General features: G+C 53.6%; 13 protein-coding genes and 1 pseudogene. 2 read left to right on the forward strand and 12 right to left on the reverse strand.

The window, feature by feature from the left end; translation table 11 throughout:
• Positions 1 to 45: 45 nt before the first annotated feature.
• The 5 genes and pseudogenes from fur to ybfF all read right to left on the reverse strand — a co-directional run bounded on the left by fur (position 46) and on the right by ybfF (position 2,658).
• Positions 46 to 498, reverse strand: a complete 453-nt coding sequence (gene fur, locus ABVN36_RS15375; RefSeq protein ID WP_000131699.1) for a ferric iron uptake transcriptional regulator — start codon at positions 496 to 498, stop codon at positions 46 to 48.
• A pseudogene (locus tag ABVN36_RS15380) lies at positions 491 to 576 on the reverse strand (ryhB-regulated fur leader peptide). The gene fur and the pseudogene ABVN36_RS15380 overlap by 8 nt, the downstream one beginning before the upstream one ends.
• A gap of 203 nt (positions 577 to 779) precedes the next feature.
• Positions 780 to 1,310: a flavodoxin FldA gene (gene fldA, locus ABVN36_RS15385; protein ID WP_001018621.1), complete on the reverse strand. Its 531-nt coding sequence runs from the start codon at positions 1,308 to 1,310 to the stop codon at positions 780 to 782.
• 150 nt (positions 1,311 to 1,460) lie between these two features.
• The gene (ybfE, locus tag ABVN36_RS15390; protein ID WP_001040939.1) at positions 1,461 to 1,754 is read right to left on the reverse strand and encodes a LexA regulated protein; all 294 of its coding nucleotides are present in this window, start codon (positions 1,752 to 1,754) and stop codon (positions 1,461 to 1,463) included.
• A 133-nt stretch (positions 1,755 to 1,887) separates the two neighbouring features.
• On the reverse strand, positions 1,888 to 2,658 hold the full coding sequence (gene ybfF, locus ABVN36_RS15395) for an esterase (protein WP_000773249.1): 771 nt from the start codon (positions 2,656 to 2,658) through the stop codon (positions 1,888 to 1,890).
• 184 nt (positions 2,659 to 2,842) lie between these two features.
• On the opposite strand from ybfF, the gene seqA reads away from it, so the two are divergent.
• Both seqA and pgm read left to right on the forward strand, forming a co-directional pair.
• Complete coding sequence (gene seqA, locus ABVN36_RS15400) at positions 2,843 to 3,385, forward strand: replication initiation negative regulator SeqA (RefSeq protein WP_000848395.1); 543 nt, start codon at positions 2,843 to 2,845, stop codon at positions 3,383 to 3,385.
• A gap of 24 nt (positions 3,386 to 3,409) precedes the next feature.
• The gene (gene pgm, locus ABVN36_RS15405) at positions 3,410 to 5,050 is read left to right on the forward strand and encodes a phosphoglucomutase (alpha-D-glucose-1,6-bisphosphate-dependent) (RefSeq protein ID WP_000974375.1); all 1,641 of its coding nucleotides are present in this window, start codon (positions 3,410 to 3,412) and stop codon (positions 5,048 to 5,050) included.
• Between the two features lie 114 nt (positions 5,051 to 5,164).
• On the opposite strand, the gene ABVN36_RS15410 is transcribed toward pgm, so the two are convergent.
• The 7 genes from ABVN36_RS15410 to kdpC all read right to left on the reverse strand — a co-directional run bounded on the left by ABVN36_RS15410 (position 5,165) and on the right by kdpC (position 13,930).
• A complete protein-coding gene (locus tag ABVN36_RS15410) occupies positions 5,165 to 5,650 on the reverse strand; it encodes a pyridoxamine 5'-phosphate oxidase family protein (protein WP_020898552.1) in 486 nt (161 codons plus the stop codon).
• A gap of 64 nt (positions 5,651 to 5,714) precedes the next feature.
• Positions 5,715 to 7,034, reverse strand: a complete 1,320-nt coding sequence (gene potE / locus ABVN36_RS15415) for a putrescine-ornithine antiporter (protein ID WP_000042658.1) — start codon at positions 7,032 to 7,034, stop codon at positions 5,715 to 5,717.
• Positions 7,031 to 9,229 carry an ornithine decarboxylase SpeF gene (speF, locus tag ABVN36_RS15420; protein WP_001292402.1) on the reverse strand — a complete coding sequence of 733 codons (2,199 nt, stop codon included), beginning with the start codon at positions 9,227 to 9,229 and terminating at the stop codon, positions 7,031 to 7,033. The genes potE and speF overlap by 4 nt, the downstream gene beginning before the upstream one ends.
• A 379-nt stretch (positions 9,230 to 9,608) precedes the next feature.
• Positions 9,609 to 9,713, reverse strand: a complete 105-nt coding sequence (gene speFL, locus ABVN36_RS15425; protein ID WP_015632840.1) for a leader peptide SpeFL — start codon at positions 9,711 to 9,713, stop codon at positions 9,609 to 9,611.
• Between the two features lie 277 nt (positions 9,714 to 9,990).
• Positions 9,991 to 10,668 (reverse strand): two-component system response regulator KdpE, encoded by a 678-nt coding sequence (gene kdpE, locus ABVN36_RS15430; RefSeq protein ID WP_000186054.1) that lies wholly within the window; start codon positions 10,666 to 10,668, stop codon positions 9,991 to 9,993.
• Positions 10,665 to 13,349, reverse strand: a complete 2,685-nt coding sequence (kdpD, locus tag ABVN36_RS15435; protein WP_023138048.1) for a two-component system sensor histidine kinase KdpD — start codon at positions 13,347 to 13,349, stop codon at positions 10,665 to 10,667. The genes kdpE and kdpD overlap by 4 nt, the downstream gene beginning before the upstream one ends.
• Positions 13,346 to 13,930 (reverse strand): potassium-transporting ATPase subunit KdpC, encoded by a 585-nt coding sequence (kdpC, locus tag ABVN36_RS15440; protein WP_000579804.1) that lies wholly within the window; start codon positions 13,928 to 13,930, stop codon positions 13,346 to 13,348. The genes kdpD and kdpC overlap by 4 nt, the downstream gene beginning before the upstream one ends.
• Positions 13,931 to 13,933: the final 3 nt, after the last annotated feature.

Here is a 13,933-nt window from a genome sequence, read left to right on the forward strand (position 1 = left end):
TATAAAAAAGCCAACCGGGCGGTTGGCTCTTCGAAAGATTTACACTTATTTAGTCGCGTCATCGTGCGCGTGCTCGTCTTCGCGGCAGTCGCCTTCAGCGCAGTGGCCGTAAAGATAGAGGCTGTGATTAGTTAAACGAATACCGTGTTTCGCCGCAATTTCACGCTGGCGCGCTTCAATAGAGTCATCACTAAATTCAATCACTTTTCCGCAGTCAAGGCAGATAAGATGGTCGTGATGATGCTGTTGCGTCAGTTCAAAAACGGATTTACCGCCTTCAAAATTATGGCGGGTCACGATACCGGCATCGTCAAACTGGTTCAGCACACGGTATACGGTTGCCAGACCGATTTCTTCACCCATGTCGATCAGGCGTTTGTATAAATCTTCCGCACTGACGTGATGGTTATCTGGTTCCTGAAGAACTTCCAGAATTTTTAAACGAGGAAGCGTTACTTTCAGGCCAGCCTTCTTTAATGCGGTATTGTTGTCAGTCATGCGGAATCTGTCCTGTTGCTAAACGATTCACTTCATTAGAGAAGTGACAGAAATTGCACTCAAGATAATGCGTATCATTATAGGACTGCCATGCCGAAATGAAAACCGCAAGTCTCTCGCAGATATTAATAAAACTGTGGTTTTGCCTGCAAATTTTGGCGCCACCTGATTACACCCGGACATTGTACAGGGATGGGTGCGAAAGTTACAAATTTGTAGCAATTATTTTGATTGGTCTTGTCTATTGATGCGGCGCAGATATAACGCTGCGCCGCATAAGATTAGGCGTTGAGGATGTCGTCGAGGTGCAATTCAGCCGAAACTTGCTTAACCCATTTTTCAACACGCTCGGCGGTCAGTTCAGGCTGACGGTCTTCGTCAATCGCCAGACCGACAAAATGATCGTCGTCAGCCAGACCTTTAGAGGCTTCAAAATGATAGCCTGCGGTTGGCCAGTGACCCACAATTGTGGCGCCGCGCGGCTCAATAATGTCGCGAATCGTGCCCAGCGCATCACAGAAGTATTCCGCGTAGTCTTCCTGATCGCCACAGCCAAACAGCGCCACCAGCTTACCGTTAAAGTCAATCTCTTCGAGAGTCGGGAAGAAGTCATCCCAGTCACATTGCGCTTCGCCATAGTACCAGGTTGGGATGCCCAGCAGCAGAATGTCATACCCTTCCAGGTCTTCTTTACTGCTTTTTGCAATGTCATGCACATCGGCAACGTCTTTACCAAGCTGTTTTTGAATCATTTTTGCGATATTTTCGGTATTACCGGTGTCGCTGCCGAAAAAGATGCCAGTGATTGCCATGAGTAAAATAACCTCTTGAAACTTATTGAAATGGTGGTGGCGAATTGCCCACGGATAAGGGCAATCATAGCAGAACAGGCAGATATGCGGAAACAGCAATCACGCGGGACTGCACGCTCTGCTACACGAAATATGAAACAAAACTTATTTTCAGACTAAACCCTGGCCGCGCAGCGCCATAAGCTGCTTCATTAATATTTCTTCAATGAGCTCGCTGCGGCTAATGTTGCGCGCTTCGGCCAGCTCATTCAGCGCGTCAACCGCTTGTGCGTTGAGTTTTAATTCGACACGCTTGAGGCCACGAACTTTGTCGCGTTTTAACTGGTTGCGCTTGTTGATGCGTAACTGTTCATCGCGCGAAAGCGGATTCGTTTTAGGTCGTCCCGGGCGACGCTCGTGCGCGAACAGATCTAATGTCGTACGGTCCGTTTGTTCTTTGGCCATGATTTTGGTGACTTCGGGGGAAACAATCAGCCAGGCTTATGCCCGGATGGATAGCGCGCCATCATACATCAGCGAGGAAGCGACGCCAACGCCCGCGCGCGTAATCGCGCACAGGCGATGAGTTTTTAATCAGTTAGCGTTTATCGTGCAGATAACGGCGGATGGCGCGCAGAACCGCCTCTGGTTTTTCGGCATGTACCCAGTGGCCCGCGCCGGCGATCACATGCGCGCGCGCCAGAGGGAATTGCGCCAGCAGCGCGTCGCGGTACGCTTCGGTCACGTACGGCGAGTTACCGCCTGGAATAAACAGCGCCGGATATTCCCAGGGCGGAATGGTTTCCCAGCCGACGATATGCGGATACTGCTCCCATAATACCGGAACATTAAAACGCCATTCGCCTTCAGCCCAGGATTTTAACAGAAACTGGATCACGCCTTCTTCGTTGAGGTGCTGGCGCATAATCCCTGCCGCCTGTTGGCGGGATGTCGCGTCGGATTCGCTGACGGCGTTAATGGCCGCGAAAATGCGATCGTGGCGGCGAACGTGATAATCCACGGGTGCGATATCAATCGCGACCAGACGATCGATGCGATCGGGCGCCAGCGCCGTCAGCGCCATTACCGCTTTTCCGCCCATGGAATGACCAATAAACGTCGCTTTTTCAATCTGCTGCGCGTCAAGCGTATCCAGAAGATCCTGGGCCATTGCCGGATAATCCATGACCGGATCGCGCGGCGATAAACCATGATTGCGCATATCGACCTGAATAATGTCGTGATCGGTCACCAGATCCCGCGCCAGTACGCCGAGGTTGTCCAGGCTGCCAAACAGGCCATGAACGAGAACGATGGGGGAATTATTGTGCAGGTTTTGTGCAGATTGCGCTCGGATGTTTAATTTCATGGCAAAGTTCTTTTTTTCGCTCTGTCGGGTTAGGGTATTATGTTGACCATTCTGCCACTGGGCTGCAACCTCTAAGGTTTACTCCGAGTTTTTTTGTCAGCCGGGCTTAACGCTATCCGCTGTTGGGATTTGTTCCTATAATCCCAATGACTTGTATTCAGCAAAGACATCGCACTGGATTAAGATGAAAACGATTGAAGTTGATGATGAACTCTATAGCTATATTGCCAGCCACACCAAGCATATCGGCGAGAGCGCATCCGACATTTTACGGCGTATGTTGAAGTTTTCCGCCACGACACAGCCAACGGCTTCAGCGGTGAAGGGGACGCCTGCGGCGCAACCCGTTGCCGAAGCGAAACCGGTTAACCCGGTAAAAGACAAAGTTCGCGCGATGCGTGAGCTGTTGTTGTCTGACGAATATGCCGAGCAGAAAAAAGCGGTCAACCGCTTTATGCTGATTCTGACTACACTCTATTCACTGGATCACCACGCGTTTGCGGAGGCGACGGAGTCGTTGCATGGCCGCACGCGCGTCTATTTTGCGGCGGATGAACAAACGCTGCTGAAAAATGGGAATCAAACTAAACCTAAGCACGTTCCCGGCACGCCGTACTGGGTGATCACCAACACCAACACCGGCCGTAAATGCAGCATGATCGAACACATCATGCAGTCAATGCAATTCCCGGCGGAATTGATTGAAAAGGTTTGCGGAACAATTTAATCCTTGCATTAGAAGGACCAGGCAATGGCAATCCACAACCGCGCAGGACAACCCGCGCAACAGAGTGATTTGATTAACGTCGCCCAACTGACGGCGCAGTATTATGTACTGAAACCGGAGGCAGGGAATGCAGAACATGCCGTGAAATTTGGCACTTCCGGCCATCGCGGCAGCGCAGGTCGTCACAGTTTCAACGAACCGCATATTCTGGCGATCGCCCAGGCGATTGCTGAAGAGCGGGCGAAAAATGGCATTACCGGCCCCTGCTATGTGGGGAAAGACACCCATGCGCTCTCGGAACCGGCCTTCATTTCCGTGCTGGAAGTGCTGGCGGCAAACGGCGTAGACGTTATCGTGCAGGAAAATAATGGCTTCACGCCAACGCCTGCCGTGTCAAATGCTATCCTGGTCCATAACAAAAAAGGCGGCCCGCTGGCTGATGGTATTGTCATTACGCCGTCGCACAACCCGCCGGAAGATGGCGGTATTAAATATAATCCGCCCAATGGCGGCCCGGCGGACACCAACGTCACTAAAGTGGTAGAAGATCGCGCCAATGCGCTGCTGGCGGATGGCCTGCAAGGCGTTAAGCGCATCTCTCTGGATGCGGCAATGGCCTCGGGCCACGTTAAAGCGGTAGATCTGGTACAGCCATTTGTCGAAGGGCTGGCGGATATCGTTGATATGGCGGCGATTCAGAAAGCCGGTCTGACGCTGGGTGTCGATCCGCTGGGCGGCTCCGGTATTGAATACTGGAAACGTATCGCTGAGCATTACAAACTTAACCTGACGTTAGTCAACGATCAGGTTGATCAAACCTTCCGCTTTATGCACCTTGATAAAGATGGCGCGATCCGTATGGATTGCTCCTCCGAATGCGCGATGGCGGGTTTGCTGGCGCTGCGTGACAAGTTTGACCTGGCCTTCGCCAACGACCCGGACTACGACCGTCATGGCATCGTGACGCCTGCAGGGCTGATGAACCCGAACCATTATCTGGCGGTCGCCATTAACTATCTGTTCCAGCATCGTCCGCTGTGGGGCAAAGACGTGGCTGTCGGTAAAACGCTGGTCTCTTCCGCGATGATTGACCGCGTGGTGAATGACTTGGGACGCAAGCTGGTAGAAGTGCCGGTTGGCTTCAAATGGTTTGTTGACGGTTTGTTCGACGGCAGCTTTGGTTTCGGCGGGGAAGAGAGCGCGGGCGCTTCGTTCCTGCGTTTCGACGGTACGCCGTGGTCTACCGATAAAGACGGTATCATCATGTGCCTGCTGGCGGCGGAAATCACCGCCGTTACCGGGAAAAACCCGCAAGAGCATTACAATGAACTGGCAGCGCGTTTTGGCGCGCCGAGCTATAACCGTCTGCAGGCGAGCGCGACCTCCGCGCAGAAAGCGGCATTGTCTAAACTGTCTCCGGAAATGGTCAGCGCCAGCACGCTGGCAGGCGACCCGATCACCGCGCGTCTTACCGCAGCGCCGGGTAATGGCGCATCGATTGGCGGCCTGAAGGTAATGACCGATAACGGCTGGTTCGCCGCGCGTCCATCCGGTACGGAAGACGCTTACAAGATCTATTGCGAAAGCTTCCTGGGGGAAGAACATCGCAAGCAGATTGAGAAAGAAGCCGTTGAAATCGTTAGCGAAGTATTGAAAAACGCCTGATGGGCGATATGGAAGAAAAAGGAGCCTTACGGCTCCTTTTTTGTATTAACGGCGCTGCGCTTATCAGGCCTGTAAATCGCCTCCAGGCCGGATAAGGCGCTTGTGCTATCTGACTTATTCGCTCTGAGTCGCCAGATGTCGGCGGCAGGTGAGGGCGTCGCATTCGATACGCACCACGCAAACCGCTTTCATCATATCTTCCCGATAATTGAAGGTTTTTCCCGGATCGGTCTGGCGCATAATGACGTCCAGGCCGTGGCGCATCTCCTCGCGCGTTTGCAATATCGATGCCAGTCCGGTGGCGAAAACGCTGGTGTAGGCGTAGCTATAATCACAGGGGTCATCGGCACGTAGTAATGCATGGTCGCCGTCCATTTCAATGCATACTGCCGGGTTCTTACGTAACAGACGCATCTTTTTCCCGGTGCGTGCGCCGTGAAAATAAAATATCCAGCGTCCGTTCTGATACTCGTAGCCAAAATTTACGGGGACAACATACGGACAGAGATTGTCGTTAAACCCTATCCGACACACTTCGTGTTTACTGAGAATAGCCAGTATTTCTGCTATATCAGTGACTTCCCGTTCTGGATTACTCATTTCTATTATCTTATTCAAAGAGTGAAAATGCCCGGACTACCGTTACTGCAGCCCGGGCGCGCCATCAGCCGTGTTTATTTTTCAATTCAAAACGCGGTGAGACCAGGCCGTATAACGTCCAGCCGAGGAAGGTCACAATTGAGCCGTACAGCATGGCTTCTTCACCGGAGGAATATAGCGCGTAGAAGCTATACATGGCGCCAACGAAGGCCACGAAGTTAGCGACTTTCGCTTTTGATGACGGCACATTCGCCATTTTCTGAATGATAACCAGCGCGGCCATCGACAGAATATACGGAATAATGTTCGTCACCACCGCCAGGTTAACCAGGACGTTAAACTGACTATTCAGCGACGGGCTAATGGTCATCAGCGACAGGCCAGTCTGAATAATCACAATAATCAACATCCCCTGAACCGGCGCGTCGACTTTCGTTACACGAGAGAAGACTTTCGGGAAATAGCCTTCGTCAGCGGAGGATTTAAAGACCTGAGCGATAGTGAACTGCCAGCCCAGCAGCGAGCCGCAGCAGGACATTACCATCAGCGCCATGATCACTTTACCTACCGCAGGCGTGAACATCTGGGCAAACGCCAGACCAAACGGCGCCGTGGAGTTCGCCAGATCCATGTTCGGCACAATCCCGGCAATCACGTTAGTCGAAACGATATAGATGACCGCCGCGCCCAGCGTACCGCCCAGTACCGCGATGGGGACGTTCTTTTCCGGATTCTCGACCACGTCTGCGTTGGCGCAGGCGGATTCCAGTCCAAGAAATGCCCACAACGTCATGGCGATGGAAGAACCGACCGCGCTAAAGAACGGAACATGGTGCGGGTTCCATGACGCTACGTACATGCTGGGGCTAAACCAGAACCAGCCAATGATGCACAGGCCGACAACCGGAATGATGACGCCCCAAACGGTAACGCTACTGATCTGTCCGGTAATACGCGCGCCGCCAAAGTTTGCGATGGTACAAACCCACAATACGGCGATAGTCGCCAGACCGATCTGGAGCGGCGTCAGCGCGGCGCCGAACAGTTCGGTGCCATAGCCGACAGCAGAGATGGCGATAGCCACGTTGGCGATCAGCAGCGAGACGCCGTAGGTATAGTTCGCCATAAAGTTGCCGGATTTACCGAAGGCATATTCGGCGTAACCGCCCATACCGCCGGATTTACGGCTAAACATACCGCATTTCGCAAACGCCCAGGCCAGCGCCATCGAGCCGACGGCGGTGACCAACCAGGAGATAATGGATATCGTGCCGACTTCAGACAGTTTGGTCGGTAGCATGATGATCCCGGAGCCCATCATGTTGACCATAGTCAGAATTGTGAGCTGCACGACACCCATTTTATTGGATTTAGGTTTACTCATAATTTTTCCTCCTTCAGCAGGGAGCGCTGCGCGTCACGAGGTTTAATGACGTAGCACCAGACCTGCTTACGGCCGTCGTGTTCTTCGATATAAACGCCCTGCAGTTCAGGCGCAAAGCCCGGCAGCAGGTTGATCCCTTCTTCCAGGGCGCTGAAGTAACGCAGGACAGAACCGCCCCAGATTTCACCCGGAACTACACACAGCACTCCCGGCGGGTAAGGCAGAGCGCCTTCAGCCGCGATACGACCTTCCGCTTCCGGCAGGCGAACCAGTTCGACCTCGCCGCGCAGATAGGCATAGTTGGCCTCTTGCGGATTCATACTGACTTTCGGGAAATGCGATTTACGGAACATCTCTTTTTGCAGCTGTTTCACGTTGTGCCGCGCATAGAGATCGTGCATCTCCTGGCAAAGCTGACGCAGGGTATAGCCGGCATAACGCGCTTCATGCTGTTTGTAGATGGACGGTAATACTTCCGCTAACGGCGCATCAGCTTCCAGCAGTTTTTCGAAACGAGCCAGCAGGGCGACAAGCTGTTGTAACTTCGCCATGTCTTCTGCCGGCGTCAGCAGGAACAGAATGGAGTTGAGGTCGCATTTTTCCGGCACAACGCCGTTCTCGCGCAGGAAGTTGGCGAGGATCGTGGCAGGAACGCCAAAGTCTTCATATTCGCCGCTCGCTGCATTAATGCCCGGTGTGGTGAGCAGCAGTTTGCAAGGGTCGACAAAGTACTGATGTTCGGCATAGCCTTCAAACGCATGCCAGTGTTCTCCCGGAACGAAGTGGAAGAAGCGCAGATCGCTGGCGATCTCTGACGTCGGGTATGACTGCCACGGCTTACCATCAATCAGTTCCGGTACGAACGGACGGATGTGGTGACAGTTTTCGAGGATCAATTTACGGGCATCGATGCCGTTAACCACGCAATCCATCCACATATTGCGACCGCTGACGCCTTCGTGCATTTTGGCGTTAACGTCCAGCGCGGCGAACAGCGGATAGAACGGGCTGGTGGAGGCGTGCATCATAAAGGCGTTGTTCATGCGCTTATGCGGAACGTAGCGCGATTGCCCTTTGATATGGCTATCTTTTTTATGGATCTGCGAGGTCTGGGAGAAACCGGCTTGTTGTTTATGAACGGACTGCGTCACCAGAATACCCGGATCGTTTTCGTTCAGTTCCAGCAGCAGCGGCGAACAATCGGCCATCATCGGAATAAATTGTTCATAGCCGACCCAAGCGGAGTCAAACAGGATGTAGTCGCACAGATGACCAATTTTATCGACGACCTGACGGGCGTTATAAATGGTACCGTCGTAGGTGCCTAACTGGATGACGGCCAGACGGAATGGACGTGCTTCGCGGGCGCGCTGCGGCGCGACTTCGCTAATCAGCTCGCGCAGGTAATCTTCTTCGAAGCAGTGAGCGTCGATCCCGCCGATAAAACCATACGGGTTACGCGCGGTTTCCAGATAAACTGGCGTTGCGCCCGCCTGCAATAATGCGCCGTGGTGGTTAGATTTGTGGTTGTTACGGTCAAACAGAACCAGATCGCCCGGCGTTAACAGCGCGTTGAGTACGACTTTGTTAGAGGAGGAGGTCCCGTTCAGCACAAAGTAGGTCTTATCGGCGTTAAAGACTTTCGCCGCATGTTGCTGCGCAATGCAAGGCGCGCCTTCGTGAATCAGCAGATCGCCCATCGCCACGTCCGCGTTGCATAGGTCGGAGCGGAAGAGCGTTTCGCCAAAGTATTCCACGAACTGATTACCGGCAGGATGACGGCGGAAGAATTCGCCGCCCTGATGCCCCGGGCAGTCAAATGCGCTGTTGCCCTGGTTGACATAATCCACCAGCGCGCGGAAAAACGGCGGACGTAACTGCGTTTCGTAGTGGCTTGCTGCGGTTTCCAACTGGCGACCATAGAAGGCAGTACGGGATTCATTATATTCGAATACACCAGAGATACGCGGCAAATACTCAGGCGGTACGCGCCCTTCGTCATGAGTCGCGACAAACACGGGAATACCGTAACCCGTTGCGTCGATTTCATCGAGTTTTCCGTGTTCAATGTCGTCGATGGATAACACGATGGCAGCCACGTCGATGAAACGACTCTCATCAACATTTACAATATTACGGTGTGTAGAAAAACAATCCGGGCAATGACGGCTAACGGCAATTTTTAATTCTGACATTTTTCATCTCTTTATTTCAGGTAATAGCAGGCCCTCAATTTCTCGCATGAGAAACTGATTCTTCCGGAAAAAATCAAAGCTATCCCGCTGATAAAAAAATCAGTAAATTAGCTTTATTTTAGATGTAATAAATCCCAACCCGTCCGGTTGCAGGAAATTCAGGATTTAAGGAGTTGAGTACTACGATATACAGGCAGAAACCGCGATAACTAAAATTGCGCTGAGTCGGAATTTCTTCTGTCAAACCACATAGTTAGCTGGCTTGGCGTAAAGGAATTACCATACTGTCGCTTTTAACAATTCGAGTTATTTAGGCAATAGACCTGAATGACATAAGGGTCGGAAAGACCTGTATGCTGAAGTACCCGTAGCAGAAAAACTACCGGGCATTAAAGAAATGAAAGTCGAAACTATTACGGTGGGCAAACATCATAATATGCGTTGTCCGCCTTATATGGGGCATAAAACGATTATTATTTTCCATTTTGAGGTCCTTTCATTGATTTATTGAAAGCATGGATATTTTATCCAGGAAGCGCCAGCAATCTGTGAACCAGATCAACAAAAAACGATCATTTGAAAAATAATTAGTCGGCGATTATGCATATCGTGCTGTGAAATAACGGATTGTTTCTTAAATGTTAATTATATGTTTTTTATATTCTCCATAAAATATAATATCGCCGCGAAAATAATTATTCGCGACGCCGAAAATAAATGACATAAAAATTAGAAGTTATTTAAAAATAATGAATAGCTATTCACGGCATAAAGCGATAGCCAATTCCGGTTTCGGTAATAAAATGGCGTGGGCGGGTGGGATCTTGTTCCAGTTTCTGGCGTAAATGTCCCATATAGATGCGCAAATAGTGGCTATGCTCCACGGCGTTAGGGCCCCAGACCTGGTTTAATAACTGCCGTTGGGTTAATACTTTGCCGGTATTATTGAGTAATACCGCCAGCAGGCGGAACTCAATCGGCGTCAGATGAATTTCTTCGTCGCCACGGTGGATCAACCGTGCGGCGAGATCGACCGTCACGCCGGAAAAGCGGACGATCGGATCGGCGCAAGGGCTGGCGGCGTGCCGTCGCAGCGCGACACGCAAACGCGCCTGCAACTCGCCAATGCCGAATGGCTTGCTCAGGTAATCATCAGCTCCGGCGTCAAGCGCGGCAATCTTATCGCTTTCTTCGCTGCGGGCGGAAAGGACAATCACCGGTATTGCGCTCCACTGACGCAGGTCGCGAATGAAATCGATTCCGTCGCCGTCCGGCAGGCCGAGATCGAGAATAATCAGATCGGGCTTTCGCGTGGCGGCTTCCAGTAAACCACGTTGTAATGTTTCAGCTTCATACACGCGCAGGCCGTCGCCTTCCAGCGCAGCGCGCAGAAAGCGGCGGATGGCCTGTTCATCTTCAACAATCAGAACGTTTGTCACATATCCTCATGAAAATCATCAAGTTCAGGTGGCTTTCCTTGCGGCAGCGTCACACGGAAACAGGCGCCGCCCTGCGGTCGATTATAGGCGGTAAGCGTGCCGCCGTGTACCTCTACGATAGCATGGCAAATCGCCAGCCCCAGCCCCACGCCAGGGACGGCGGACTCTTTGTTGCCGCGGGCGAACTTATCGAAAATCTTCTGTTCTTGCCCCGCAGGAATACCCGGCCCGTTATCCCAGACATCCAGTTGTAAACGATCATCCTTAACCGCAGCATCAATGCCGATACTGGCCTGCGGCCCGGCGTACTTAACGGCGTTTTCCAGCAAGTTGATCAGGACGCGCTCAAATAAGGGGCCATCGACATGGATAAGCGTTAACTGTTGCGGCAGCGACAATGTAATCGGATGCAATAAACCCGGCTCTAACATCTGTAACGCGCTACCGACGACCTCTTCCAGCGTCAGCCACTCTTTTTTAAGATTAAACCCGCCGGACTGAATACGCGCCATATCCAGCAAATTATTCACCAGCCGGGTGGTGTTGAGAATATGCTGGCGGATTTCACTGGCCTGACGCGCGTGGGGCGATCCTGCGCTGGCTAAATCCAGCGTCAAAATTTCCGCCTGGCCGAACAATACCGTCAGCGGCGTGCGTAAATCATGCGACAGCGCCGCCAGCAGAGCGTTGCGAATACTTTCTCGCTCGCTGGCGAGACGCGCCTGTTCTTCGCTGGCGGTCAGCGTCAGTCGTTCCAGCGCGTTGGCGACAAGCAGAGTGAATGTTTCCAGCAGGCGTTGCTGCTCCGGCACCATTAACTGACGCAAATTACCCGGTTCGACGATAGCCAGACCGTACGTTTTATCGGCGCTTTTCAGCGGCAGGATTTGATAAGGCACGCCTGGGAGGGTATCGGTGCCTGCGCCGGCAGGCTGGCCTTTATCAAAACTCCAGCGCGCAATTGCGTCGTCCCACGGCGTCATGCCTTGCTGGTGGGTGAGAGGCCGCAACTTACCGTTAGCATCAGGTAATAAAATTTGGCTGCGCGCCTGAAACGTCGAGGCGATAAACCGCTCGCTGGTCGCGGCGATATCATGTTCGCTACGCCCGACGGCCAGTGCTTTAGACATTTCATATAAATGGCGGGTACGTTGTTCCCGATAACGGGCGACGCGCGCCTGATAGCGCACCCCGGCAGTAAGATTACCAATTACCAGACCAACCGTCAGCATCACAGCAAAGGTCAGCAAATACTGCACGTCCGAAACGGCGAGCGTACCGCGTGGCGCGATAAAAAAGAGATCGAAACTCGCCACGTTAATCACCGTCGCCACCACCGACGGCCAGCGTCCGTAAAGCAGCGCAATCACCACTACGCCCAGCAAATAGAGCATCACCAGATTGGCGGCGTCGAAGGTGACAAGCCACTGCATAGCGATAAGCGTGGTGATGGCGCAAAGCGCCACGGCGACCAGACAGCCCTGAATCTGCCCACGCCATTTCTCTTTAAAAGGTCGGTTATCAGGCGTTTGCGCCAATGCGCGGGCTGGCGGCTCTTCCAGGGCGACGATCACCTGATCGAGATCCGGCGCGCGCCTGGCAAGACGGTCGGCGAAAGCGTCACGTCGCCACCAGCGTCGCGACGCCGGGCGGCCCATGACGATTTTCCCCAGATTATGCTCGCGGGCATAGCGCACGACCGCTTTCTCTTCGGCGGGATCGGACAGGGTGGCGGTTTCCGCGCCAAGCTCCTGCGCCAGGCGCAGCGCGCTTAAAATAGCCCGCCGTTGTTTTTCCGGTAAGCGGTGTAACGTTGGCGTTTCGACATAGACGGCGTGCCAGACGCTGCCGAGCCGGGAGGCCAGACGCGCCGCGGTACGCACCAGTTTTTCGCTGCCGGTGTTATGCCCGATACACAGTAAAATCGCATCGCGGGTATGCCATACTTTTTCTTCGCCCGGATGCGCGCGCCAGGCGCGCATCTGATCGTCCACGCGATCGGCTGTCCGGCGTAGCGCCAGCTCGCGGAGGGCGATCAGATTGCCCTTGCGGAAAAAATGTTCAATAGCGCGTTCCGCCTGACCGGCGATATACACTTTACCTTCGTTGAGCCGTTGGCGCAGATCGTCGGGCGGCAGATCGACCAGTACGACTTCATCAGCGGCATCAAAAAAGGGATCGGGGACGGTTTCGCGCACCTGAATCCCCGTGACGCCGCTCACCACATCATTCAGACTTTCCAGATGTTGTACGTTCACGGTGGTGAAAACGTCGATTCCCGCTTCCAGCAGCTCTTCAATATCCTGCCAGCGCTTAGGATGGCGTGAGCCAGGCGCGTTACTGTGCGCCAGCTCATCCATTAAAATCAGCGCCGGACGCCGGGCGAGGGCGGCATCCAGGTCAAATTCGCGAATTTGCCGCCCCCGGTGCGAGTGACGTTTTGGCGGCAGAATGGTCAGCCCGTCAAGTAGCGCGGCGGTCTCTTCACGGCCGTGCGTCTCTACCACGCCGATCACCACATCCAGCCCCTGCGCTCGCAGCCGCTGCGCTTGCGCCAGCATCGCCCAGGTTTTTCCGACGCCTGCGCAGGCGCCGAAGAAAATTTTCAACTTCCCCCGGTGGGGCGGGGGCGTTTGTTCCAACAAGCGATCCGGATCAGGACGCAAGGGTTCGTCGTTCATTTCGCTCTGTGTCCCTGTAGCGCATCCAGCGCCAGATTAAGCTCAACAATATTCACCACCGGTTGCCCAAGAAAGCGCGCCAGCGGCCTGTGCGTATATTCTGCAACCAGTTGCGCGACCTGTTCAACGGGAAGCTGGCGAGCCGCCGCCACGCGGGGGATTTGCCATGCCGCGGCGCCGGGTGTCAGATTATTATCCAGCCCGCTTGCCGACGCCGTCGCCAGCTCAACCGGAACCGCGGAACTCGCCTGGGGGTTAGCGGCGCGTAGCGCGGCGACGCGGGCCTGTATTTGCGCATCCAGTTCGGGATTGCTGGCGGCCAGGTTGCTTCCGCCCGACGCCAGTGGATTATAAGGCGTATCGGCGGTGGCGGAGGGCCGGCCATGAAAATAGCCCGCGGCGGTAAACGATTGTCCGATAAGCGCTGAGCCGCGTATCACATTGTCTTTATGAATCAGCGAGCCATTAGCCTGCCAGGGAAACCACCACTGCCCCAGCGCCGTGGTCAGAAGCGGATACACGCCGCCGGTCAATAACAGCAGAAATAACATTGTCGAAAAAGCAGGACGTAAACCGATCATCAT

This window comes from Salmonella sp. SJTUF15581 (genome assembly GCF_043356775.1).
Classification (GTDB): domain Bacteria; phylum Pseudomonadota; class Gammaproteobacteria; order Enterobacterales; family Enterobacteriaceae; genus Salmonella; species Salmonella enterica.

What these genes read in the sequence shown, in the direction of transcription:
- fur (WP_000131699.1), bottom strand. Translation starts at nt 498, where the DNA reads ATGACTGACAACAATACCGCATTAAAGAAGGCTGGCCTGAAAGTAACG.
- fldA (WP_001018621.1), bottom strand. Translation starts at nt 1,310, where the DNA reads ATGGCAATCACTGGCATCTTTTTCGGCAGCGACACCGGTAATACCGAA.
- ybfE (WP_001040939.1), bottom strand. Translation starts at nt 1,754, where the DNA reads ATGGCCAAAGAACAAACGGACCGTACGACATTAGATCTGTTCGCGCAC.
- ybfF (WP_000773249.1), bottom strand. Translation starts at nt 2,658, where the DNA reads ATGAAATTAAACATCCGAGCGCAATCTGCACAAAACCTGCACAATAAT.
- seqA (WP_000848395.1), top strand. Translation starts at nt 2,843, where the DNA reads ATGAAAACGATTGAAGTTGATGATGAACTCTATAGCTATATTGCCAGC.
- pgm (WP_000974375.1), top strand. Translation starts at nt 3,410, where the DNA reads ATGGCAATCCACAACCGCGCAGGACAACCCGCGCAACAGAGTGATTTG.
- ABVN36_RS15410 (WP_020898552.1), bottom strand. Translation starts at nt 5,650, where the DNA reads ATGAGTAATCCAGAACGGGAAGTCACTGATATAGCAGAAATACTGGCT.
- potE (WP_000042658.1), bottom strand. Translation starts at nt 7,034, where the DNA reads ATGAGTAAACCTAAATCCAATAAAATGGGTGTCGTGCAGCTCACAATT.
- speF (WP_001292402.1), bottom strand. Translation starts at nt 9,229, where the DNA reads ATGTCAGAATTAAAAATTGCCGTTAGCCGTCATTGCCCGGATTGTTTT.
- speFL (WP_015632840.1), bottom strand. Translation starts at nt 9,713, where the DNA reads ATGGAAAATAATAATCGTTTTATGCCCCATATAAGGCGGACAACGCAT.
- kdpD (WP_023138048.1), bottom strand. Translation starts at nt 13,349, where the DNA reads ATGAACGACGAACCCTTGCGTCCTGATCCGGATCGCTTGTTGGAACAA.
- kdpC (WP_000579804.1), bottom strand. Translation starts at nt 13,930, where the DNA reads ATGATCGGTTTACGTCCTGCTTTTTCGACAATGTTATTTCTGCTGTTA.